Genomic DNA, 18,123 nt, shown 5'->3' on the forward strand with positions numbered 1-18,123 from the left:
GGGTTGCTAATTCAACGAGGCGGCTTGTTGCAGGTTGAGTGACCGCGTTTCAGGCGCCAGCACCCAAGACAACACGAGCCCCACCAACGAAATGGCGGCGGCGACATACAGGGTCTCGGCGACCCCTAACTTGTTCAATGAAATAGGCGCCAAGTAAGTGCCCGCGGCAGCCCCGATGCGTGAGAGCGACGTGCCTACGCCGACCGCAAAAGCGCGAATTTCTGTGGAAAACAGTTCATTGGGATAAACCAGTGTGAGCACTTGTGCGCCGCCGATAAACAGGGCGTAAACGACGAAAAAGAACAGCACCAGAAGGCTAGGGCCCGCATGGCCGATGGCCAGACCCAACAACGCCAAGCCTGAACACAGGAAACTGTAAATAAGCAGATTTCGCCGACCGATCGAATTGATTATCCGGGTGGAGATAATGCAGCCGATGACGAAGAACAATGTGATCGCAACCGAGCCCAGCGAGGCCGAATCACCGGTAATTTTCAACGCCGCCAACACCTTGGGGGCGAATGCATAAACAGCGAACAGCGGCACGACAGAACAGGTCCAGAACACCACCACAAACAACATGCGCTTACCGTAACCGGAATGCACAAGATTGAAGATCGTGATCTTTTCGCCGGAAGGTTCCTCGGGCAGATTAGCCAGCGAGAAATGCTCGCCATACACCTGCTTGATAATCGCCTCGGCCTCCGCTGTTCGCCCCTGCTTGATCAGCCAACGCGGTGATTCCGGCGTGCCCAGACGCACGATAAACAACAGGACGCCGATGACTGCGGCGCTGGCCAGTACCAGTCGCCAGGCATCCGAACCCAATGCATTGAACATGACTTCGCCGACGATGTAGGCGGTCGCGGCACCAGCGAACCAGAGGATGGTCAGCATCGCCAATCGTGGGCCACGGAATTTCTTGGGAAGGAATTCGACGAGTAACGATGTTGCCACTGGGTATTCGATACCAACGGCAATACCCAACAACAACCGCAGGAAAAATATAACGATGGCCGACTCGGCCCAATATTGCGCCAGGGACGCGACGATGAATAAGGTAGGCCCCGCAAACAAGAGATGTTTGCGCCCCATGACATCGGTCAACCAACCGCCCAGGAAGCCACCGAAAAAAATCCCGATCAATGCGGAGGCGGCAATCATGCCCTCCCAGAAATCATCCAGCGCCAGGGACTTTGACATATGTATCAGCGCGACGCCGATAATACTCAGAACGTATCCGTCAACAAAGGAACCGCCGCCTGAACGAACAGTAAGTAGCCGGTGAAACCCATTGAGCGGGACGTCTTCAATTGAAACAACAGCGCTCTTCATTTCTTGTCCTTATCCTCAGTGCTTGCAATAGCCAGCTAAAGTGACCTCAGCTTTCTCGACCGGCGCGGTACTGCCCCCATTTAAGATTTGCGTTGACACCCCACGAGAGAAACGGCTGCGGCGGGTTACTGTTCGGCCCGGGTGCGTTCAATAGAAAGTCGATCCGTTCATCACGTTGGCCCGCGAGCCACTCTGCAAGCAGTTGCCCTGTCACTGTGCCGCGGGTCACGCCTAGGCCATTGCAACCCAATGCCCCATAAACGTTGGGGGCCAACTCACCAAAGAAACCGTTGTGGTTTCGAGTCATGGCCAATGCACCGCCCCAGGTGTATTCAAAATTGACGTTGGGCAACATGGGAAAGCGTTTATCAAACGAGGCTTTATGTCGGCGTAGGAATCGCTCGTTATATCGACTGTCGCTGCGGCCGTCGGGATTAAAGCTAAAACTGTTTCTGATCAGTAAGCGATTATCCGGTGTACGCCTGACGGTGGTCCCAAATGGATCAGCTGGGATCGCGCCCCAATACGGTTTTCCACCGAGTTGTGCCTGCTCTTCTGGCGTCAATTGCCGCGTAATACTGCCGTAGGTATAGATGGGCAGCATCCGGCCCTTGAGGAAACCAAAGCGCATGCCAAATGAGTTGTTCGCGAGGATCAGCTTGTCGGCGGTGATACTTCCATTGGCATGTTTCAGTACGGTTTTCGCACCGTACTCAACTTCGAGAATCGGCGTACGCTCATACAACGTCACGTTGGCTGGCAGATGGTCAGCGAGCCCCTTGACCAGTGCCGATGGCTGAAGCAGAACGGCACCTGGCGTATATAAAGCTTTGCGGTAGAAGTGCGTACCCAGGTGATGAGGCAGCTCATCTTGCTCAATCATTTGATAAGGCTGATCCAACTTATCCAGCCCACGCCGATAGGCTTCGAGTACCGCGATGCCGCGGTCCTCCACGGCCGCCTGATACTTGCCGCAGGCCTTCATCTGACAGTCGATGCCATGTTGATCGACCAAGTCGCGCAGAATGGATTGCCCCGCCAGATTGAGCTTCAGGCTGGTCCTGGCGAGGGTGATGTCGCCGATGTAATCCTCTGCCCCAATATCATGGGGCAGATCGATAGCGAACCCGGCATTCCTGCCGGATGGCCCCAGGCCGACCTCCTGAGCCTCAACCAGCACGATCTCGTCATTCGGAAAACTCAACGCCAGTTGCCGTGCTGCCGCCAACCCGGTAAAGCCCGCACCAACAATCACCCAACGGGCAGTACTGTGCCCCTGATGGGCGGGATTAGGCTTACGCGGGCGGCTTAAATGAAACCAGCCACAGCTATTATCGTCGGCGGGTAACGAGGTAACTTTCATAATAGTAGGCCGTTAAGTTGAATGCATTACCGGGTCCAACACAACACAATGCGCAGGACGAAATAAACTGAGTAACTAACCGACGACACAGCGGCAAAACGCGTTTCAAAAACCTGCCGCAATGGCATAGCGTTCCGAATTGCTAAAGTCGCTGGAATAGTAGTTATCCCGGAACGTCATGGGCGGCAGGCCGAACAAATCCTTGAAGCGCTTATAAAAGTGCGGATAGCTGACAAAACCGGTAGCGAGTGCCACGTCCGTCAACGAGCGATTACTTTGAGTAATCAGTTGGCGGGCGCGGGTAAGTCGCAGTTCCAGGTAGTAGCGGTTGGGCGCCGCGTTTAAATAGCGCGCAAATCTGCGCTCAAGCTGTCTACGCGAAACCCCCACGTGGCTGGCGATCTCATCGATTTCCATGGGTTCTTCAATGTGGTTTTCCATCAGCGAGACCGCAACGTTCAGAGGGCGAGGTACCGGTTTAACCAGGCTGACAGCACCTAGGGTTACAGTATTGAATTGAGGCTTTTTGGGTTGATGTACACGTTTGATTTCATCCACCAGATCAGCATCGCGCTGTGAGCTGAGGTCCTGCATGATTGCCAGGATCATATCCAGCGTGGATGAAGCACCAGCGCACGTCGCGCGCCGCTGGGTAAAGGTGTATTCGGACTCCCCCGTTTTCACTTGGGGGTAATACTCGTTTATCAACGCACAACTATCGGCATGACAGGCGCAATCCTGGTCATCGAGCAAGCCCGCATCGGCCAGGTAAAACGCAGCATTCCATACACCAGCGACGATGCCCCTTCCCCCTGCCGCCTTTTTCAATGCGCGGCGAATGGTGGGGTTGCTGGACAGCCTTACCCGCTGGCCACCGATAACCACAAGTGCATCGTGATTGATTTTTTCAACGTTCAAACGTTCCGACGACAACGGTATGCCGATATCACTTTCAACCAGTCCGCCCAAGAGCGAATACGTCGATACTTTGTAGACGGTATTACTGTTGATCAGATTGCCGGTCGCCAGCGCGTCCATCGCTGTTGAGAGTGCGGTTAATGAAAAGTGGTCGAGCAAAATGAATGCCACCCGTACAACTTTTTCATGACCGACCGAGTCGGTAGTTTGCCGAAATCCAATATTCTGGAACTTCAACGAGCTTTGGAAGGTATCCATTATCTTCGCCACCTGATCACTTTATTACGTAAAACAAACGCAGCCGGTCCCGCGTACGGCCAGCTCAATCGAGCTGGCAGCACTTTCCTTGCTGTTTTCTATTGCTTGGCTGCGGCGCGCGCGTCACTCAACCAACCATCGTATTGCGCCTGGTGAGCCTTGATCCATTCGGCCGCATGGCGCTTGATGTCAGCGAGTGATTTCTCACCCTTTTGCATGCGCAGGTTCTGGGCACTTTCGTCGTCCGTGGTGATACTGACTTCCGACAGAAACTTGCGAGCCACCGGGTTCTTCTCGGCAAACTCTTTGTTCATCACAGCGTTAACGGTATCCACCGGGAAACCGAGATTTTTACCCTGATAAAAGGTGTCTTTACTGTCTTGGCCATCAGGCAACGAGGTGAACGGAACCGGCAGCCATACGACGTCGCGCCCTTCCACCAGCACGCTGGAGATCCATTGCGGCACCCAGGTGAAATACAACACGGGTTTGCCCTGCTGGAACCTGGCGATAGTATCTGCCATCAGCGCGAAGTAAGAACCCCGGTTGTCCACGACGGTTGGGCTCAGGCCATAGGCTTTCATGTGGTATTCAACCATCACTTCGCAGCCCCAACCGGGGTTGCAGCCTGTCATGTCTGCCTTGCCATCGCCATTGGCGTCGAACAGCTTGGCGATCTCCGGCTTCTTCAAATCCGAGAGATCCTTGATGTTGTATGCGTCGGCTGTTTTCTTGTCGATCATGTAGCCCTGCAGCACGCCCTTCATGACCTGGCCAACTTTCACCATGGTGTCGTCGCCGCCGCCTTTCTTATAAAAGGCAGCGTGCAGGTTCTCCCACTCATGCACGGTGAAATCCGCATCGCCATAGGAGAGCGCCAGGAACATCGCGGGGTAATCAACTTCCTTTGGGGCCTTCACGTCATAGCCAAGGTCTTTCAAGCCTGCAATCGCCACCTCACCGCGAAAACGCTCTTCAGCGATAGTCGGGAAAATAGGCGTGATGGAAACACCGTCACCCGGTTTGTTTGCATCAGCGGCGTACGCTGCCGAACATGCAGTTGCACCCAACATGGACGCCATCAGCGTCGCGACGACGGTTTGCTTGAGATTTGCAAGTTTCATATTTCACCACGCTTGAATTTATAGTAGGTGAGCAGGTGTGCTTAGTTAGTCACTGGGTGTGCTACGTTCTTTTTCTTCTTGAGTTTCATCACTAGGCCAACCGGCCCGGTTTCGTACCAACGCTGGCCGGTTGCCAGATCACTGCTGCGCTCACCCATCGCTTGGGTCAAACGATCGAGGAAGACAGCCAGGAGTACCAGGCCAGCACCGCCGACGCTGGCCAGCCCCATGTCCAGGCGGCCGATGCCGCTCAATACCATCAGCCCAAGCCCGCCAACGGATATCATCGAAGCAACGACGACCATCGAAAGTGAAAGCATAAGTGTCTGGTTCAATCCGGCCATCATGGTCGGCGCCGCAAGGGGCAGTTGGACCTTCAACAGCATCTGGGTGGCGGTGCAGCCAAACGCACGTGCGGCTTCGACCTTATCGGCGGGTACCTGGCGAATGCCCAAGTTGGTCAGGCGCACCAAGGGCGCAACCGAGAAAATAATCGTCACGATCACGCCTGGAACGTTACCGATGCCAAACAACATCACCACAGGCACCAGGTAAACGAAAGCAGGCAATGTTTGCATCGCGTCCAACACCGGACGCACGATCACTTCCATTCGGTCGCTGCGGGCACAGAAGATGCCCAGGGGAATACCAATAACCGCACAGAAGAGTAATGAAGTCAGGACCAAAGCGAGAGTCACCATGGCATCGGCCCATACACCGATCAAGCCTAGTCCGGTCAATGTAGCGATACTGAAAATTGCGATTCGTTTACCGCCGATCTGCCAACTGATCAATCCGGCGATAAGAATGAATACTGTGGGGGGCACGGAAAGCAGGCCCCACTGAACACCATCAAGCACTTGGTCAACCGGCCATCGAATCGAGCGAAAGACTTCCCGAAAGTTATGTACCAGATAAGTCAGCGTCGCTTCAACCCAAGCGCCCAATGGAACAGTGAAACTTTGGAACGGGTCCAAATAATTAAAGTCCGACATGATACTTCCTCGCCCTCAGAACTTGAGACTGCTCTGATTATTCAAATTAACTATTATTCAGGCAGCTCAGAAGATGGCCTTGAGAAATCGAGCCCTTATACAGGCCAACTTCATCCACCACCGGCATAGGCGTTGCGGAGGCCGCGACGATATGCAGAATCTCTCTGAGCGAAGCTTCTGCTTTTAGGGGGGTGTGACGACCAGGCTCATAGGTGATGCTGGTGTCCTGTTGAGCGATATCGCCCGCTTTCAGGATTCGACTGGTGTCGAATCCATTAAAGAAATCGCGCACGTATTTATTGATGGGGTTGCACAGTAACTCGCGCGGTGTACCAATTTGCACCACCCGACCGCCTTCCATGATTGCGATGCGGTGGCCGATCCGTACGGCCTCTTCAATGTCGTGGGAAATGAAGATGATGGTGCGGTTCTGCTCGGCCTGAAGCTTAATCAATTCGCCCTGCATCTCGCTACGAATCATCGGGTCGAGGGCCGAAAACGCCTCGTCCATCAACAGGATCGCCGGGTCATTGGCCAGGGCTCGGGCGAGGCCGACGCGCTGTTGCATGCCGCCGGAGAGTTGATGGGGAAAGCTGAACTCCTGACCAGCAAGCCCAACCTGGGCCAGCGCGCCCATGGCGCGGCAGTAGCGTTCTTTCTCGGCGACGCCGCTGATCTCCAAACCAAAGCTGACGTTGTCGATGACGCTCATGTGCGGCATCAGCGCAAAGGATTGAAAGACCATGCCCATGTCTTTCCTGCGCACTTGCAGAAGGTCTTTATCCGCCAGACCGGTGATTTCCTTACCATTCAGAAAGATCGAGCCACTGGTGGGTTCAATCAAGCGGTTGAACAAGCGGACCATGGTTGACTTACCGGAGCCCGACAGCCCCATGATGACAAAGATCTCGCCGCGGCGGACGGAAAAGTTCGCATCAAAGACGCCAATAGCTTGCCCGGTTTTTTTAAAGACCTCTTCTTTCGAGGCCCCATCAGCCAGCAACTTCATTGCAAGGTCCGGTTGAGTGCCGAATACCTTATAGACATTTTTGACGGAAATGATTTCGTCGGAATTAGTCATACCTTGCCCCTTCGTGTTCAGCACTATTCGCTTTAAGCGATGCGCAAACGATCGAAAATAGTTTTAAACGGCAGCGGGAATGAATAGAGAGTTTCACGACGGGTTTCCTTTTATTATTTTTTGGCCCCTAGGAAAGAGGGATGTTTCAAATTTAGTAGTAACCCACCGTCAATTCCAACTACATTTACAGGGACAATTGGATAACGTCGGGTTATAGATCGTCTCAAGCGGACAGTTTTCTTGCTGCGGCACACAGGAACGACCCGTAATGTCTCAAAAACGACCTGCACACCGTTTTTACCGCCTGGCTTCAGTTACTCTCGCGTCGCTTCGCTGGGGAGCGGCTGCATGAGGAGAACGTAAGGATGTCAAAGCATGTCGACCCTGACAGCATTCTGCTGAAAATGCCGTCGTTGAGGGCCGTGAAAGCGTTTGTAGCGGCTGCCAAGTACGAGAGCTTCACTCTCGGCGCCGAGGCGCTTTGTGTTTCGCAGGCGGCTATCAGCCGGCAGATTCGCGAGCTGGAGGAGTACTTGGGTGCGCAGCTTTTCAACCGCGTAGGGCGTGCTGTCGAACTGACTTCTGCCGGGGCAGTGTTCTTTGATGCCGCGCAGCTGTCATTTGTAAACATCGCCCAGGCAGCCGAGCGAATCCGCAGCAGCCAGTCCTCCAAAAAAATGCTGACCGTCTGCTGCTCTCCCGCCTTTTCCGCCCTATGGCTGTCAGACCACCTGCCCGAATTCATCAGACAAAACCCCGGCATTGAGTTGAACCTGGTCACGACGCAGAACTTCCTGACCATGGAGCCCGGGGTACAGCCGGACGTCTTCATTACCAAAATGGCCCGTGTCCGGGACGACTATAAAAGCTACCCGTTGTGCCATGACGTGATCTATCCCGTGTGCAGCCCGCAATTTTTGGAGCAACACCCGGAAATCTCGACGATCGAAGGCCTGAGAGACTCAGCCCTGCTGAACCTGAGCCCCTACGGACGATCCCAGGTAGCCGAGCACGTTGACTGGGGTGTCTGGTTTGCCTTTCAGTCGATTGACATTGATGATCGCCCGCAAGACAGCCCCCAGATTTTCAATGCCAACGACTACAACTTGCTGATCAGCATGGTGCTGACCCACCAAGGTATCGCCCTGGGTTGGAACCACCTGGTTACCCGGCTGGTAGAGCGTGGGGTGTTGGTGCGGCCGATCCAGCAGCAAGTTCAGCTGCGCAACAGTTCGCACTACTTAAGCTGTCGAGAAAACGCCGAGAACGAAGATGAGCTGCGCCGGTTTCGTGAATGGCTCCTGGCCAAGTTCCCCCGCTGACGCCGCATGCCTTAGAAGCAGAGTCGTCATTTTTGTTATCGATTGCCCTACGAAAATGTTGCTGGAACGGTGAGCCCTCGCTGGATCATCGTGCAGCGACACCATAATGATTTTCGTAAGGAATGCCCGGGATGTCACTGTTCGAATTTTGTCGCGATTTCGATCTCCAACAAGCACCCGCCCACACGCAAGCGATACTCAGAAACAGCCTGTTGGATATCGTCGGTGTGATGGCCGGTGCGGCATCCAATGACACCAGCGAGATAATGCGCAGCTATGCACGCCTCCACTACCCCGGTGGTGTGTACACCAGTCGGCTGATGTTCGATGGCCAGCGCGTCAGTATGCTTGGAGCCGCCTGGGCTGGCGGATTTTCCGCAGACAGCCTGGACGCTCACGAAGGGCACTTCAAATCCAAAGGGCACGCCGGCGCAACGGTGGTTCCGGCGTTGCTGGCCCTGGCCGACGCATTGCACCACAACGGCCTGGAGATCAGCGGGCACGAACTTCTTTCGGTGCTGTGCATTGGCTATGAAACCGCGCTGCGCGCTGGCACTGCATTGATGGCAACCTCACCCACCTACCACGCTTCTGGTGGTTTTTCCGCCATGGGCGTGGTGTGTGCTGGAGCACGATTGCTTGAGTTCGATGAGCCGACCTTTCGGCACGCATTGGGCATTGCCGAGTATTTCAGCGCACGCTGCCCAATGATGCGTGTGGTGCTGGCACCGACCATGTTGCGCGATGCACATGGAGCAGGCGCTTACGTTGGCTTGAATGCACTGTTGATGGCGCAGGCAGGCATGACCGGTGCCCCCGCGGAGATCGTGGAAGACCCAAGTGTCGCGCCGCACTGGGCGGATATAGGAAACCGCTGGGAAATCGATAGCCAGTACTTCAAACCATGGCCCGTATGCCGATGGGCACAACCCGCCTTGACGGCAATGCTTGAATTACAGCGCCAGCATCCCGAAGTGAGCGCGAGCACTCTTGAAACAATTCGCGTGGAAACGTTCTTCGAATCGATGTGCCTGCAGGGCCATACCCCACGTAACGCAGATGAAGCCCAATACGCGTTGGCGTTTCCGCTGGCAGCGCTGATTGTGCGAGGCAAGCTGGGGCCTGATGAAATCACGGGGGGCTCAATCACCGCACCCGATATTCTCTCGCTGAGTTCACGCATCGAGATTGTCGAAGCGGCGGATATTTCCGCGCGTTTCCCGGATGAAATTCTTTCCAGACTTACCCTTACCTTGAAAGACGGTACGATCATCGTCAGCCCTGTGACAGCGGCAAAAGGTGATCCGCACACCGCGATGACGGCCGCTGAGCTGGATGGAAAATTCGACCTGTTCAGTAGCAATCTTGGAGTTGAACGAAGCCTTGCGGTGAAGCACGCGATTCATTCATTGGGTCAGGCGCACTCAGCCATTACGACGCTGGAGCCTATATTTTCAGGCGTTACGCATTCCGAGGAAGCGGCTGATCGATAACCTGGAATTATTGATTGCCCCTACGAAATGTCGTTTGCGGGCGTCGCGACAGCCCCCTAGGCTGTCATCTATCTAAAAAAGGCCATGAAGTTATTGCACCGCTACTAAGCAGCCAACCGATGCCGAACTTTTAGAGCACTACAAAAGTCACCGTTAAAGGTGAGCGCTCACGTTATTTATCCTGGGAGGATAAGATGGATAATAAAGAAACCGTGTTTGACCTGATTGCCCAACGTAAACCATGGCACTCACTCCCGGGAAAGCTCTATAGCAGCGAAGGCGTCTATCGCCAGGACCTTGAGCAAATTTGGCACAAAGACTGGATCTTCGCCGGACACACGTTTGAACTGGAAAAGCCCGGTCAGTACTTCACGCTGCAAGTGGGTGACTACCCGGTGGCTGTGGTACGCGGCAAGGACGGCCAGGTGCGAGCATTTCACAATGCTTGCCGCCACCGTGGCGCCAAGATTTGTGAAGCCGACCATGGCAAAGTCGCCAAAATGGTGTGCCCTTACCACAAGTGGACCTACGAGCTGGACGGCAACCTGCTATTCGCCGGGAACATGGGGCAGGATTTCGACAAATCCGAATACAACCTCAAAAGCGTTCACTGCGAAATCGTGAACACCTTTATTTATGTGTGTGTCGCGAGCAAAGCACCGGATTTCGAACACTTCCGTACCGCCGTGACCCCCTTTGTCGCCCCGCATAACCTCGATGACTGCAAAGTGGCCTTTGAGTCCAATATCGTCGAGAAAGGCAATTGGAAACTGGTCTTCGAAAATAACCGTGAGTGCTACCACTGCGACGGATCTCACCCCGAGCTGCTGCAATCGTTCGTGGACAACCTTTCCGTGGGCGGCACCAGCGGCGACGACGACCCCGAGCTTTCCGCTTACTGGAACAAATGCGAAAAAGCCGGCTTGCCGAGCCGCTTGGTGATGGACATCAAAGGCCAGTTCCGCATGACCCGCATCCCATTGTCCAAGGGCGCGGTGAGCTACACCATGGATGGCAAGCCCGCAGTGACCAGCCGCCTGGATACCACCGGCGAAGCGGATATCGGCGCACTGCTGTACTTCAACTATCCGTCGACGTGGAACCACTTCCTGGGGGACCACGCTCTGAGCTTCCGCGTGCTCCCCATCAGCGCGACGGAAACCTTGGTGACCACCAAGTGGTTGGTGCTCAAAACTGCCGTAGAAGGCGTGGACTACGACATTGATCGACTGACAAAGGTATGGATCGCGACCAACGATCAGGACCGCACTCTGGTAGAAGGCACGCAGCGTGGTGTGACTTCACCCTCTTATGAGCCAGGCCCGTATTCCGAGACCGCCGAGACCGGTGTCTGCCAATTCGATGATTGGTATTGCGCCACCATGATGGAAAGGATCAAGGGGCCTATCCCCTTGAAGTCTGTCGGATAATAACGATGCCTGATGGGTAAGCCTTTCAATACAGTCGTGCATTGAAAGGCTTACGCCTTAGCAACTTGTCCCTTCCTCCTTCCAGGCCTCAGCGCAGTCGCTGCCAGGCCTTTCTTCGTGTGCCTGTTTGGGTGATTCAAATGACTACGTCATCGTTAGCGATCAACGCCAATTACGGCGAACGCACGTCAACCCGTATTGCTTTCCTGATCGCAGGGCTTGTCATGTCGGCATGGGCGCCCTTAGTGCCGCTTGCCAAGGCGCGCACGGGGTTGGACGAAAGCGGGTTGGGGCTTTTGCTGCTGGGCCTGGGCGTGGGGTCGATTGTTGCCATGCCGTTTGCCGGGCACCTCACCGCACGTTACGGCTGCCGCCCAGTCATTGTGTGTTCCACTGCGACTTTATGTGTATTGCTTGTACTGTTGAGCAGCCTCAGTTGGCTGCCGGGCCTGGCATTGGCCGTAGTGCTGTTTGGCGCGGCTATGGGCATGCTGGATTGTGCGATGAACATTCAGTCCATCATTGTGGAAAAAAACAGTGGCGAGGCACTTCAGTCGGGGTTCCATGGCCTGTACAGCGTCGGAGGCATTCTGGGTGCCGGCGCGTTGACTGCACTGTTGAGCATAGGATTAGAACCGGTGTTTTCAGTGCTGTGCGTCGTCATCGTGGTAATGGGGTGCCTGTATAAAGCGATTCCAAGTTTATTGACCTATGGAACCGAAAAAAACGGCCCGATCTTTGCGATCCCAAAAGGCATTGTCTTTTTACTGGGCGCGCTGTGCTTCATCGTTTTTTTAACCGAAGGCGCAGTACTGGACTGGGGTGCTGTCTTTCTCGTATCCAGCCGGAACATGGAGCCCACCTTGGCCGGCTTGGGTTATGCCAGTTTTGCGGCGGCGATGACCCTGGGACGGCTGACAGGGGATGCCCTCGTACGCAGATTCGGCGGCGTGCGCGTGGTGGCTTATGGCGGAATGATTGCTGCCACCGGCATGCTCGTATCGCTTGGATTCGAGGGCTGGCCTGCCTCGTTACTGGGATATGCATTGCTCGGCGCAGGATGCTCGAACATTGTTCCCGTGCTGTTTACCGCCACCGGAAAACAGGACCGCATGCCCCAAAGAGTCGCCATACCGGCGGTTATCTCCATGGGCTATGCAGGAATTTTGATAGGCCCGGCGGTGATCGGTTTCGTTGCCCATATGAGCAGTCTTTCATTTGCGTTAGGGGGCCTGGTGTTTCTTCTACTATTTGTGAGCGCTGCCGCGCACTGTCTGCGCGTGTGATCCATCAATATTTGGATAACTAGAGATTATCGCTGAATAGGGGCTGAGAAACAGGCCCGACAAGTTCGCTTAGGGATATCCACTCATATTCCATATCCTTTTCCGAACGACCACGGATTTGCCACATTCGGGTTCTCATCCAGTATCGGGAGGCGCACTGAATACCAACCACGGCCACCCAGATCCATGTCATAAATCGCCACTCGCGATCACTCCCACACCCAGTGCAATTGGGGCAAAAATTGGGGCAAAATTCTATGTTTTCTGGCTGTAACTACCGTTTTAGAGCCCAGTCAAAATGTTCTTTGGCGATCCAGAGAGCCTCTAGAAAATAAACGGTACTCACCCTTCGAACAGCCATAACCTCAAAACACAAAACCATGCCCTAACTCCCCTTCCATCCATCCCAGAAATCGCCTGACCCTGGGATAACTGGAATGAGCCTTCGGGAAAACCAGATGGTGGGCAGCTACCGCAGCGCTCAGCGCTTCGGGGGCGACTTCAATCAGTGAGCCGCTGGCGAGGTATTTTTGCGCCAGCAGTGTGCTTTCGAGGGCGAATCCCAAGCCGTGGCTCGCCGCTTCCAGGCTCATGTAGGATCGGTCAAAACTCAAGGCGTAGGGTTTTTCGGGGTGTGCCAGGCCATGCTGGGCGAACCACTCGGGCCATCGGAGCAAGGTCGCTTCGGAAAGAATCAGATCTTGCGCCAGCAGATCCGCGGCGGTGTTCACCGTGCAGCGCGCGATCAGCTTGGGCGAGGCCAGCACAGCGAAGCTTTCGTTGCGCACGGTGCGCACTTCATAGCTGGGCCACTCGGGCCGGCCATGACGAATATCGACATCGATCTTGTCGTGGCTGAAATGCAGCGATTCATACGAGCAAGACAAGTTGATTTGGATGTCCGGGTTGGTCAAGCGAAACGACTCCAACCGGGGCATCAGCCAGAGCAAGCCGAAGCTGGGTGAGGAATGCAGCCGCAGGCAATCCAGGCTCACGTCACTCGCGGCCCGCTCCGTAGCGACTTCAAGACTCTGCAACAGACCGGAAATGTCCTTCAAGTACTGCGCACCCACGGGGGTCAGCGTTACGCCGCGCGCCGCCCGGACGAACAACTGTCGCCCAATCATGACCTCCAGCTTGGCCAGTTGGTGGCTGATCGCTGAGGGCGTGAGGTCCAGCACTTCGGCGGCCCTTGCCAGGTTGCCGAAACGGGCGGTTTGCTCGAAGGCTTGAATTGCTCTCAGCGGTGGCAGCTTGGATGAAGGGATATCGTCCTGGTGCATCAGTGTCCAGCCTATTGTTTTGGTCTCGAACGGGTAATCCCATTCAAGCATTTGCGGCTTATGTTGACGAGCGCTGAATTTTATTCATGTAGCAGTGACGTTTGCGTTATTGCTCGGCCTGCCGACGGAGACCACTCTGAGTCATCGATTACTGAATCGAACCATAAAAACAATCAGAGGAAATCCTCATGCTTCTTCAAGGCAAAGTCGCGATTATCACTGGCGCTGCATCCGAACGTGGTATCGGCCGCGCAACGGCGATTACCTTCGCCAAACACGGCGCCCGCGTTGTGATCCTGGATCTCGACGAATCCGCCGCCCGTGACGCTGCGGCCTCCCTCGGCGACGGCCATCTGGGCCTGGCCGCCAACGTCGCCGATGAGACACAAGTCAAAGCAGCCGTCGCCAAGGTTATCGAGCAGTACGGCCGTATCGACATACTCATCAATAACGCCGGCATCACGCAACCGATCAAGACCCTGGACATTCGTCCCAGCGATTATGACAAGGTTCTGGATGTAAGCCTGCGCGGCACGCTATTGATGTCGCAGGCGGTCATCCCGGCGATGCGTTCCCAGGCTTCGGGCAGCATCGTCTGCATGTCCTCCGTCTCTGCCCAGCGCGGCGGCGGAATTTTCGGCGGGCCGCACTACAGCGCGGCAAAGGCCGGTGTGCTCGGATTGGGCAAGGCCATGGCGCGGGAGTTTGGCGCGGACAACATTCGCGTCAACTCCATCACGCCAGGTTTGATCCATACCGACATCACCGGCGGCCTGATGCAGGATGATCGGCGCCACGCCATCATCGAAAGCATCCCGCTGGGCCGGCTTGGCGCCGCCCAGGATGTCGCCAATGCGGCGCTGTTTCTTGCCAGCGACTTGTCCTCTTACCTCACCGGCATCACGCTCGATGTAAACGGCGGCATGTTGATCCACTGACGACAGGGATTGCCACACGCTGTCCATTAAGTTCTGGATCGAAGATACGTCGGGCCGCAAGTCCGGCGTTCTATAAAAACAAGAGATCAGACCATCATGATGACCACCATGACACTCGACGCTGTGTCCTCGGTACGCTCAAGCGCGTATCGAAAAACTGCCTGGCGACTGATGCCTTTCCTGATGCTGTGCTACCTGTGCGCTTACCTTGACCGGGTAAATGTCGGGTTCGCAAAGCTGCAGATGATGAATGACCTGTCCCTGAGCGAGACCGTATACGGCCTAGGCGCGGGCGTGTTCTTCCTTGGCTATTTCCTCTGCGAAGTGCCAAGCAACCTCATCCTTCACAAGGTCGGTGCCCGGCGCTGGATCGCGCGCATCATGATCTCGTGGGGCATCATTTCCGCCCTCTTCGCTTTCGTCGAAACCGCCTGGCAGTTCTATACGTTGCGCTTTCTGCTGGGTATCGCCGAGGCCGGTCTCGCGCCGGGCTTGCTGCTTTACCTCACGTACTGGTTCCCCTCCTACCGCCGCGCCAAGATGACCGTGCTGTGGTTCATCGCCATTCCGCTCTCAGGGATGATCGGCGGGCCGCTCTCGGGCTACATCATGACCAAGTTCGCAGGTTTTCATGGCTGGGCGGGCTGGCAGTGGATGTTCGTGATCGAAGCCATTCCGACCGTCATCGTCGGCCTGATGGTGCTGGCTTACCTCAAGGATGGCGTCCACCAGGCGACCTGGCTCACCGACGAAGAAAAAACGCTGGTGAGCAAAGAGTTGGCCGAGGACAACAGCCGCAAGGTCACCCATGCATCGGTCGGGGCGTTCCTGCGGGACCGTCGCCTTTGGACTCTCGCGTGCATCTACTTTTGCGTAGTCATGGGCCAATACGCGATCACCTTTTGGTTGCCGACGCTTATCCGCAACGCCGGGGTAGCCGACCCGATGTACATCGGATTGCTGACCAGTCTCCCCTACCTGTGCGCCATCGTCGCGATGGTCCTCATGGGGCGCAGCGGCGACAAGCACCAAGAACGCCGCTGGCACCTGGTCGGGCCCATGATCGCCGGCGCGCTGGGCCTCACGTTGGCGGCGGTGTTCGGCGCAAACCTGACGCTGTCGGTGTTGTGCCTGTGCCTTGCAGCAGCAGGTGTGCTCTCGGCGTCTTCGCTGTTCTGGATGCTGCCCACCACATTGCTCGGTGGCGTCTCCGCCGCTGCGGGGATCGCCGGAATCAACAGCTTCGCCAATCTTGCGGGTTTCTGCTCGCCGTACCTGATTGGATGGGTCACTACCACGACCGGTTCGAGCGCCATTGGCATGTACCTGATTACCGCTGTGCTGTGTATCGGTGCCTGCCTGGTGCTGCGCATTCCAGCCGCGTCGGTCAATCGTTGAGTTAACGGAGAATTTCCATGACTGTCACATTATCTCGCGCGTCGTCCACCACCCTGGTGCAGCGTGCCCATAACATTCGCCGCCATGCCTTGCGCATGGGTCAAGTCCAGGGCCAGGGCTACGTCGGCCAGGCGCTGGGCGCGGCAGATTTGCTGGCCGTGTCGTACTTTCATGCCTTGAACTACAAGCCCGAAGATCCCGAATGGGAACAGCGTGATCGCTTTTATCTTTCCATCGGCCACTATGCGATCGCGCTATACGCCGCGCTGATCGAAGCTGAAATCATTCCACTGGACGAGCTTGAAACCTACGGTTCGGATGACAGCCGCTTGCCCATGTCCGGCATGGCCGCATACACCCCCGGCATGGAAATCACCGGCGGCTCGCTGGGCCAGGGGCTGGGTATCGCGGTTGGCGCCTGCCTGGGTTTGAAGCGCAAGCAATCCGCCTCTTTCGTCTACAACCTGCTGTCGGATGGCGAGCTGAATGAGGGGTCTACCTGGGAAGCGGTCATGTCCGCTTCGCACTGGAAACTCGACAACCTGATCGCCATCGTCGACGTCAATAACCAGCAAGCCGACGGGCATTCCAGCGAGGTGCTCGCATTTGAACCCATCGTTGACCGATGGCAAGCCTTTGGCTGGTTCACCCAGCGGGTAGACGGCAACGATCTCGACGCTTTGGTCAAGGCGTTCGACGCCGCCCGCCACCATCGCGCCGCGCAACCGCGCGTGGTCATTTGCGATACCAAGATGGGCAAAGGCGTGCCGTTCCTGGAAACCCGCGAAAAAACTCACTTCATCCGCGTGGATGAGCATGAATGGGATGTGGCCCTGAACAACCTCGAAGAAGGCAAGACGCTATGAGTAACGCGACCAACACTACGGCTCAGGCGCCGGCGACCGTGAAGAAAAAACTGACAACTTCCGCAATGATTGCATCGATTGCCGCTGAAGGTCAGGCCACCAGATCCGCACCTTTTGGACATGCCTTGGCCACGCTCGCGGATCAGCGCCAGGATATCGTGGGCTTATCGGCTGACTTGTCCAAATACACCGACCTGCATATTTTTGCGAAAGCGCACCCGGAGCGTTTTTACCAGATGGGCATGGCCGAGCAGTTGTTGATGAGCGCGGCGGCGGGCATGGCTCGGGAGGGATTCGTGCCCTTCGCCACCACTTACGCGGTGTTTGCTTCGCGCCGGGCCTATGACTTCATTTGCATGGCGATTGCCGAGGAAAACCTCAACGTCAAAATCGTTTGTGGCTTGCCCGGGCTCACGACCGGGTATGGTCCCAGCCATCAGGCAACTGATGACTTGGCGATCTTGCGCGCCATGCCCAACCTGATGATTGTCGATCCCTGCGATGCCCTGGAAATCGAACAGGCCGTGCCCGCCATAGCGGCGCATCAAGGCCCGGTGTACATGCGATTGCTGCGGGGTAACGTACCGCTGGTGCTCGACGAATATGACTATACATTCGAGATCGGCAAAGCCAAGACCCTGCGCACCGGCAATGACGTCTTGATCATTTCCACTGGCTTGATGACCATGCGCGCCCTGGAAGCGGCCAAGGCGCTTCAAGCTGACGGCGTGGATGTCGCGGTGCTGCACGTTCCCACCATCAAGCCCTTGGATGAACAAACCATTCTGGCGGAGGCCAGGAAGCCGGGGCGACTGGTAGTGACGGCGGAAAATCATTCCATCATCGGCGGATTGGGCGAAGCGGTGGCAACCGTGCTGTTGCGCAATGCAGTGACGCCGACGTTCAGGCAAATCGCCTTGCCGGACGCCTTTCTCGATGCTGGCGCGCTTCCGACATTGCATGATCGTTACGGTATTTCTACCCAAGCTGTGTGTACGCAGATCAAGGGTTGGTTATAGGGTTTAAATCGGCG

At 55.9% G+C, this 18,123-nt stretch carries 15 protein-coding genes; 8 read left to right on the forward strand and 7 right to left on the reverse strand.

Annotated features, from left to right (window positions below; translation table 11 throughout):
• Nucleotides 1–6: 6 nt before the first annotated feature.
• The 6 genes from PFLQ2_RS13860 to PFLQ2_RS13835 all read right to left on the reverse strand — a co-directional run bounded on the left by PFLQ2_RS13860 (nt 7) and on the right by PFLQ2_RS13835 (nt 7,074).
• Entirely contained in the window at nt 7–1,335 is a 1,329-nt protein-coding gene (locus tag PFLQ2_RS13860; protein WP_003181845.1) for an MFS transporter, read from the reverse strand.
• A gap of 46 nt (nt 1,336–1,381) precedes the next feature.
• The gene (locus tag PFLQ2_RS13855) at nt 1,382–2,701 is read right to left on the reverse strand and encodes an NAD(P)/FAD-dependent oxidoreductase (protein ID WP_033046026.1); all 1,320 of its coding nucleotides are present in this window, start codon (nt 2,699–2,701) and stop codon (nt 1,382–1,384) included.
• 102 nt (nt 2,702–2,803) lie between these two features.
• Nucleotides 2,804–3,874, reverse strand: a complete 1,071-nt coding sequence (locus PFLQ2_RS13850) for a GlxA family transcriptional regulator (RefSeq protein WP_003181849.1) — start codon at nt 3,872–3,874, stop codon at nt 2,804–2,806.
• A gap of 98 nt (nt 3,875–3,972) precedes the next feature.
• On the reverse strand, nt 3,973–4,998 hold the full coding sequence (gene proX, locus PFLQ2_RS13845; RefSeq protein WP_003181851.1) for a glycine betaine/L-proline ABC transporter substrate-binding protein ProX: 1,026 nt from the start codon (nt 4,996–4,998) through the stop codon (nt 3,973–3,975).
• 41 nt (nt 4,999–5,039) lie between these two features.
• Complete coding sequence (gene proW / locus PFLQ2_RS13840; protein WP_003181853.1) at nt 5,040–5,993, reverse strand: glycine betaine/L-proline ABC transporter permease ProW; 954 nt, start codon at nt 5,991–5,993, stop codon at nt 5,040–5,042.
• Nucleotides 5,994–6,039: 46 nt separating this feature from the next.
• Nucleotides 6,040–7,074 carry a quaternary amine ABC transporter ATP-binding protein gene (locus tag PFLQ2_RS13835; RefSeq protein WP_003181855.1) on the reverse strand — a complete coding sequence of 345 codons (1,035 nt, stop codon included), beginning with the start codon at nt 7,072–7,074 and terminating at the stop codon, nt 6,040–6,042.
• A 365-nt stretch (nt 7,075–7,439) separates the two neighbouring features.
• Between PFLQ2_RS13835 and PFLQ2_RS13830 the strand changes: the two genes are divergently transcribed.
• From PFLQ2_RS13830 to PFLQ2_RS13815, 4 genes are all read left to right on the forward strand, one after another.
• Nucleotides 7,440–8,396, forward strand: coding sequence for a LysR substrate-binding domain-containing protein (locus PFLQ2_RS13830; protein ID WP_003181858.1), 957 nt, complete (start codon nt 7,440–7,442; stop codon nt 8,394–8,396).
• A 131-nt stretch (nt 8,397–8,527) separates the two neighbouring features.
• Complete coding sequence (locus PFLQ2_RS13825) at nt 8,528–9,889, forward strand: MmgE/PrpD family protein (RefSeq protein ID WP_003181859.1); 1,362 nt, start codon at nt 8,528–8,530, stop codon at nt 9,887–9,889.
• A 194-nt stretch (nt 9,890–10,083) separates the two neighbouring features.
• Entirely contained in the window at nt 10,084–11,319 is a 1,236-nt protein-coding gene (locus PFLQ2_RS13820; protein ID WP_003181861.1) for an aromatic ring-hydroxylating oxygenase subunit alpha, read from the forward strand.
• 140 nt (nt 11,320–11,459) lie between these two features.
• On the forward strand, nt 11,460–12,605 hold the full coding sequence (locus PFLQ2_RS13815) for an MFS transporter (protein WP_003181863.1): 1,146 nt from the start codon (nt 11,460–11,462) through the stop codon (nt 12,603–12,605).
• A gap of 365 nt (nt 12,606–12,970) precedes the next feature.
• Here PFLQ2_RS13815 and PFLQ2_RS13810 read toward each other — a convergent pair whose 3' ends face one another.
• The gene (locus PFLQ2_RS13810; RefSeq protein WP_033046508.1) at nt 12,971–13,888 is read right to left on the reverse strand and encodes a LysR substrate-binding domain-containing protein; all 918 of its coding nucleotides are present in this window, start codon (nt 13,886–13,888) and stop codon (nt 12,971–12,973) included.
• A 188-nt stretch (nt 13,889–14,076) separates the two neighbouring features.
• Between PFLQ2_RS13810 and PFLQ2_RS13805 the strand changes: the two genes are divergently transcribed.
• The 4 genes from PFLQ2_RS13805 (at nt 14,077) to PFLQ2_RS13790 (ending at nt 18,109) form a co-directional block, all read left to right on the forward strand.
• Nucleotides 14,077–14,826: an SDR family NAD(P)-dependent oxidoreductase gene (locus PFLQ2_RS13805; protein ID WP_003181868.1), complete on the forward strand. Its 750-nt coding sequence runs from the start codon at nt 14,077–14,079 to the stop codon at nt 14,824–14,826.
• Nucleotides 14,827–14,922: 96 nt separating this feature from the next.
• Nucleotides 14,923–16,224, forward strand: coding sequence for an MFS transporter (locus tag PFLQ2_RS13800; protein ID WP_003181870.1), 1,302 nt, complete (start codon nt 14,923–14,925; stop codon nt 16,222–16,224).
• 17 nt (nt 16,225–16,241) lie between these two features.
• Nucleotides 16,242–17,090 (forward strand): transketolase, encoded by an 849-nt coding sequence (locus tag PFLQ2_RS13795; RefSeq protein WP_003181872.1) that lies wholly within the window; start codon nt 16,242–16,244, stop codon nt 17,088–17,090.
• On the forward strand, nt 17,087–18,109 hold the full coding sequence (locus PFLQ2_RS13790) for a transketolase family protein (RefSeq protein WP_003181874.1): 1,023 nt from the start codon (nt 17,087–17,089) through the stop codon (nt 18,107–18,109). Before PFLQ2_RS13795 ends, PFLQ2_RS13790 begins: the two co-directional genes overlap by 4 nt.
• Nucleotides 18,110–18,123: the final 14 nt, after the last annotated feature.

This window comes from Pseudomonas fluorescens Q2-87, assembly GCF_000281895.1.
Classification (GTDB): Bacteria; Pseudomonadota; Gammaproteobacteria; order Pseudomonadales; family Pseudomonadaceae; genus Aquipseudomonas; species Aquipseudomonas fluorescens_S.